Source organism: Pinirhizobacter sp., assembly GCF_035317885.1.
Taxonomy (GTDB): Bacteria; Pseudomonadota; Gammaproteobacteria; order Xanthomonadales; family Rhodanobacteraceae; genus Pinirhizobacter.
Genome location: NZ_DATHFX010000425.1, coordinates 1 through 5,144, shown reverse-complemented (window position 1 = coordinate 5,144; position 5,144 = coordinate 1). Strand labels below are relative to the sequence as shown.

Below are 5,144 nucleotides of genomic sequence, written 5' to 3'. Positions count from 1 at the left end.
AATCTCTTCGGCGCCGTATCGCGCGTGCGCCACACCATGATGATGGCGATCCACCGGTATCTCACGGAACAGGGATTCATCTGGGTCAATACCCCAATCGTCACCACCTCCGATGCCGAGGGCGCCGGCGACATGTTCCGGCTGTCCACCCTGGACCTGGCCAACCTCCCCCGCGATGCGGAAGGCAGGATCGACTTCAAGAAGGATTTCTTCGGCCGGGAAGCATTCCTTACCGTGTCTGGGCAGCTCAATGTCGAGGCCTACGCCATGGCGATGAGCAAGGTGTACACCTTCGGCCCCACCTTCCGGGCCGAGAACTCCAACACCCCTCGCCATCTGGCTGAATTCTGGATGGTGGAACCGGAGTTCGCCTTCGCCGACCTCAACGACAACGCCGACCTCGCCGAGGGTTTCCTCAAGGCCATCTTCAAGACCATCCTGGAAGAGCGCGCCGACGACATGGCGTTTTTCGCCGAGCGCGTGCAGCCGGATGCCATTTCACGCCTGGAAGCCTTCATCAAGCAGCCGTTCGAGCGCATCGACTACACCGAAGCGGTGGAAATCCTGCGTAACTGCGGCCAGAAATTCGAGTATGCGGTGGCCTGGGGCGTGGATCTGCAGACCGAACACGAGCGCTACCTGGCCGAGAAGCACATCGGCCGGCCGGTGGTGGTGATGAACTATCCGGAGGCAATCAAGTCTTTCTATATGCGCCTGAACGACGACGAGCGCACGGTGGCGGCCATGGATGTGCTGGCACCGGGCATCGGCGAGATCATCGGGGGGGCCCAGCGCGAAGAGCGCGTGGACTACCTCGACCGGCGCATGGCGAAATTCGGCCTGGATGCAAATACCTACGCCTGGTACCGCGACCTGCGCCGCTACGGCACCGTTCCCCATGCCGGCTTTGGCCTGGGGTTCGAGCGCCTTCTGGTGTACGTGTGCGGCCTTTCCAACATCCGCGACGCCATTCCTTATCCACGTGCGGCAGGGAGTGCCGAGTTCTAGACCTCTTGATGCCCATGCGCCTACGATCGACCCACCTTGCCCTGATCACCGCGAGCCTGCTTGCCCTGGCCGGCTGCCATAGCATCGTGCCGCCGAACCTGCGCCCACCGGCGCAGGACCAGGAGGCGGGCCTGGATGCAGCGAAGAAGAAGCTCAACGACGCTTCGGCATGCTGCAGCACCTTTGCCGATTTCTCCTTCCAGGACATGCTGCCGCCGGAGCCCCGCCGTTTCGTCGTCAACGACTCAAGCCCGGTGGCCAACCTCAATGGCGACCGAAGCTACTTCCTGGCCTTCCGCCTGCCCACCACGGCGAAGCTGCCGTACAACATCGGCGTGAAGGCCGAACTCAACGGCCGCTGGATGCACTCGTCGTACCTCTTCGCACCCACCCTGGTGGTGCTCGATGAAGCCTTCCAGCCGATCGACTCGAAAGACGTCCAGCTTTGCGAATACATGGGCTGGACGTCCGAAACCAGCGGCGCCTTTGGCGAACTCAGCGTGCAGAGCGACAAGGCGCGGTACCTGGTGGTGTACACCTCGCCCAAGCAGTTGCAGGCGCAGACCTACTGGGAACAGTCGCCGGCAGCGTTCTCGGCCGAGGCCCCGGTGAAAATGACCACCGCGGGCAGCTTCAAGATCCCGCACGGGCCAGTCGGCGTGGTGTACGTAGGCATGCAGAACGACAGCTACCGCCGTGGGATCAAGAACGGCGTGTGCGACAAGACCCCGCAAGGCAACGGCGTGATCTCCACCTTGCGCGATACCATCCCGAAGATCCTCAAGGACGTCGGTTCATGAGCAACCCCGGCTCCGCCGCCCTGCTGCTGGCGCTCTATGGTGGCTTGCTGCTGGCCGGCGTGATCTGCTTCCTGCTGCATTTCATCGCCCAGTACCGCATCGCCAGCATCCTGCGCACGCATTACCCCGACCAGTGGCGCATCATCGCGGTGCCCGAAGAGGGCCGCGGCAATCCCCTGCGCACCTGGGCGCGCCTGCAGCACGTGCTGCGGTCGGCGGCCCCGGCACTGTTCGAGAACCGCCAGCTCAACCGCTGGCATGGCATCTGGAAGCTCACGCCCTGGCTCGCCTGGCCGTGCTGGCTGGCCGCGCTGGCGTTGCAGTACACCGCTCACTGACAATGGGCGGGTCACCGCCTTAAGCGAAGGAAGCGTCGATGGAGCTGGACCTTACCGGGCGTCATGCGCTCGTCTGCGGAGCGTCGCAAGGCATTGGACGCGCCATCGCGCATGAGCTGGCCCTGCTCGGCGTCACCGTCACCGCGCTGGCCCGTTCCGAAGCGGCCCTGGCCGATGTGGTCGCGGCCCTTCCCCGGCCGGCCGGCCAGCATCACAAGCATGCCGTGGCCGACATGGGCGACACCGAAGGCCTGCGCACGGTCGTGCAGTCCATCGTTGCTGCCGCACCGGTGCATGTGTTGATCAACAACTCCGGCGGACCGCCGGGCGGCCCGGCCCACGCGGCGTCCACCGACGCCTATGCCGATGTGTTCCGCCAGCACCTGATCGGCGGACAGGTGTTGCTCACCGCCGTACTGCCTGGCATGCGCGCCGCGCACTTCGGCCGCGTGGTGAACATCATCTCCACCTCGGTGAAGGAACCGCTGGCGAACCTTGGCGTGTCCAACACCGTGCGTGCGGCGGTGGCCGGCTGGGCAAAGACCCTCGCCGGTGAAATCGCCGCCGACGGCATCACGGTGAACAACGTGCTGCCGGGCTATACACGTACGCAGCGCCTTTCAGGCCTGGTCGAAGCCACCCAGCGCAGCAGCGGCAAGGATGCCGGCGAAATCGAACGCGGCATGCTGGCCCACGTGCCCGCCGGCCGCTTCGGCGAAGCCAGCGAAGTGGCCGCCGTGGTGGCATTCCTGTGCACGCCTGCGGCGGCCTACGTCAACGGCGTGAGCATCGCGGTGGATGGCGGCCGCACGCGGTCGCTGTCATGAGCGTCACGACGCTTGGCAACCTCATCGGCGGCCACGCGCGGGCGCCGAGCGAGGGTGCGTACCTGGACGTGTTCGAGCCCGCCACCGGAGGGGTCTTCGCACGCTGCCCGGCATCGACGCCGGCGGATGTGGATGATGCGGTAGCGGCGGCGAATAGCGCCGCCCCCGCTTGGGCCGCCACGCCGCTGGACGTTCGCGCCGCCATCCTGCATCGCCTTGCGGATCTCGTGGAGGGCGAACTGGAATCGTTCGCCGCCGCCGAATCGAAGGACAACGGCAAGCCGCTGTCGCTGGCGTGCAACCTGGACATCCCCCGCGCCGTGGCGAACCTCCGCTTCTTCGCCGCGGCCATCACCCAATGGAGCAGCGAAGCCCATCCGATGCCCGGCGGTACGCTGAACTACACACTGCGCCAGCCGCTGGGCGCGGTGGCCTGCATCAGCCCGTGGAACCTGCCGCTTTACCTCTTCACCTGGAAGATTGCACCGGCGCTCGCCGCGGGCAACACGGTGGTGGCCAAGCCGTCGGAAGTAACCCCATTCACCGCATGGATGCTCGGCGAACTCGCAGCCAAAGCCGGCCTTCCCGATGGCGTGCTCAATATCGTGCACGGCCATGGCGCCGACATCGGCGACCACCTGGTCGGCCACCCGGGCATCAAGGCCGTGTCCTTCACCGGAAGTACGCGCACGGGCCGTTCGATCGCCGCGATCACCGCGCCGTTGTTCCGCAAGACCTCGCTTGAACTGGGTGGCAAGAACGCCACCATCGTGTTCGACGACGCGCGGATCGACGATGCACGGCTGGACACCATCGTGCGTTCGGGGTTCGCCAACCAGGGCGAGATCTGCCTGTGCGGCTCACGGCTTCTGGTGCAGCGCTCCATCTACGACGGCTTTCGCCAACGCTATCTCGAACGCGTCCGCGCATTGACGGTGGGCGACCCGCTGCATGGCGATACCGACCTCGGCGCCCTGGTGTCGGCGGCGCACCATGGCAAGGTCACCGATGCAATCGCCACGGCGCGCGCGGAAGGCGGCACGGTGGCATGCGGCGGGAGCGCCGTGCAGCTCGATGGCCGATGCGCAGGCGGCTGGTTCATCGAACCCACGGTGATCGAAGGACTGGGCGCCGACACGGCCACCAACCGCCAGGAGATCTTCGGCCCCGTCGTCACGCTCATTCCCTTCGAGGATGAAGCCGACGCCATTGCGTTGACCAATACCAGCGACTACGGCCTTGCCGCTTCCCTCTGGACCGACGACCTCTCGCGGGCGCACCGGGTGTCCGCGCAACTTGCCACCGGCATCGTCTGGGTCAATTGCTGGATGCTGCGCGACCTGCGCACGCCCTTTGGCGGTGCCAGGCAGTCGGGACTGGGCCGCGAGGGCGGCGTGGAAGCCCTGAGGTTCTTTTCCGAAGCCAAGAACATCTGCATCGCCATGGAGTCCCCGCACGCATGAGTACCGTGAACACCCGCAACGCGCCAAAGCCCGTCGGCGCGTATCCGCACGCGCGGCGCGTGGGCAACCTGCTGTTCCTTTCAGGCGTAGGGCCCAGGCGGGCCGCAGACGATTCGGTTCCCGGGAATGTCGTCGATGAGCACGGCGCGCTGGTGTCCTACGACATCCAGGCCCAGTGCGAACAGGTATTTGCCAATGTGCAGGCCGTGCTCGAGGCCAGCGGCGCAACGCTCGCGAACCTGGTGGACATCACCGTGTATCTCACCGACATGACGCGCGACTTCGCCACCTACAACGCGGCCTACGCCAGGTTCTTTTCAGGCGTCGACGCCTGCCGCACGACGGTGGGCATCGATCGCCTGCCCACGCCGATCGCCATCGAGCTCAAATGCGTGGCCTGGCTCGACGGCGCCGCATAAGCAATGAAAACCCCCGGCCTTGCAGCCGGGGGTTCCACCGGTGAGGCGGTTCTATTACTTGCCGCTGGTGCTGGCGGAAGCTGCCGAATCGGCCTTGGCCGGAGCCTTGGCTTTGTGCTTCTTGTGCTTGGCGGGAGCGGTTGAAGAACTGGAACTGGCAGTGGTACCCGACTTGGCGGCGGCGTCCGCCTGCGGGGCGGCCAGCACGGCGCCCGAAAGGGCAAAACTCGCCACGAGGAGGGAAGCGATCGCAAGCTTGCGCATGATCTGAATGCCTTAAGTTGGAAGG

At 65.8% G+C, this 5,144-nt stretch carries 7 protein-coding genes; 6 read left to right on the top strand and 1 reads right to left on the bottom strand.

The window, feature by feature from the left end; translation table 11 throughout:
- The 6 genes from asnS to VK519_RS14020 form a co-directional block, all read left to right on the top strand.
- Positions 1 to 1,008 (top strand): asparagine--tRNA ligase (gene asnS / locus VK519_RS14045; protein ID WP_324350769.1); only part of this gene is annotated, 1,008 nt, incomplete at its 5' end.
- 14 nt (positions 1,009 to 1,022) lie between these two features.
- Positions 1,023 to 1,808: a MalM family protein gene (locus tag VK519_RS14040; RefSeq protein WP_324350768.1), complete on the top strand. Its 786-nt coding sequence runs from the start codon at positions 1,023 to 1,025 to the stop codon at positions 1,806 to 1,808.
- Positions 1,805 to 2,146 (top strand): hypothetical protein, encoded by a 342-nt coding sequence (locus VK519_RS14035; protein WP_324350766.1) that lies wholly within the window; start codon positions 1,805 to 1,807, stop codon positions 2,144 to 2,146. The genes VK519_RS14040 and VK519_RS14035 overlap by 4 nt, the downstream gene beginning before the upstream one ends.
- 38 nt (positions 2,147 to 2,184) lie before the next feature.
- A complete protein-coding gene (locus VK519_RS14030) occupies positions 2,185 to 2,973 on the top strand; it encodes an SDR family NAD(P)-dependent oxidoreductase (protein ID WP_324350764.1) in 789 nt (262 codons plus the stop codon).
- Entirely contained in the window at positions 2,970 to 4,436 is a 1,467-nt protein-coding gene (locus VK519_RS14025; protein WP_324350762.1) for an aldehyde dehydrogenase, read from the top strand. Before VK519_RS14030 ends, VK519_RS14025 begins: the two co-directional genes overlap by 4 nt.
- Positions 4,433 to 4,855 carry a RidA family protein gene (locus VK519_RS14020; protein ID WP_324350761.1) on the top strand — a complete coding sequence of 141 codons (423 nt, stop codon included), beginning with the start codon at positions 4,433 to 4,435 and terminating at the stop codon, positions 4,853 to 4,855. Before VK519_RS14025 ends, VK519_RS14020 begins: the two co-directional genes overlap by 4 nt.
- A 54-nt stretch (positions 4,856 to 4,909) precedes the next feature.
- Here VK519_RS14020 and VK519_RS14015 read toward each other — a convergent pair whose 3' ends face one another.
- Positions 4,910 to 5,119, bottom strand: a complete 210-nt coding sequence (locus VK519_RS14015; protein WP_324350760.1) for a hypothetical protein — start codon at positions 5,117 to 5,119, stop codon at positions 4,910 to 4,912.
- Positions 5,120 to 5,144 lie beyond the last annotated feature (25 nt).

Coding starts and splice junctions, on each gene's coding strand:
- VK519_RS14035 (WP_324350766.1), top strand. CDS start 1,805: ATGAGCAACCCCGGCTCCGCCGCCCTGCTGCTGGCGCTCTATGGTGGC.
- VK519_RS14020 (WP_324350761.1), top strand. CDS start 4,433: ATGAGTACCGTGAACACCCGCAACGCGCCAAAGCCCGTCGGCGCGTAT.
- VK519_RS14015 (WP_324350760.1), bottom strand. CDS start 5,119: ATGCGCAAGCTTGCGATCGCTTCCCTCCTCGTGGCGAGTTTTGCCCTT.
- VK519_RS14030 (WP_324350764.1), top strand. CDS start 2,185: ATGGAGCTGGACCTTACCGGGCGTCATGCGCTCGTCTGCGGAGCGTCG.
- VK519_RS14040 (WP_324350768.1), top strand. CDS start 1,023: ATGCGCCTACGATCGACCCACCTTGCCCTGATCACCGCGAGCCTGCTT.
- VK519_RS14025 (WP_324350762.1), top strand. CDS start 2,970: ATGAGCGTCACGACGCTTGGCAACCTCATCGGCGGCCACGCGCGGGCG.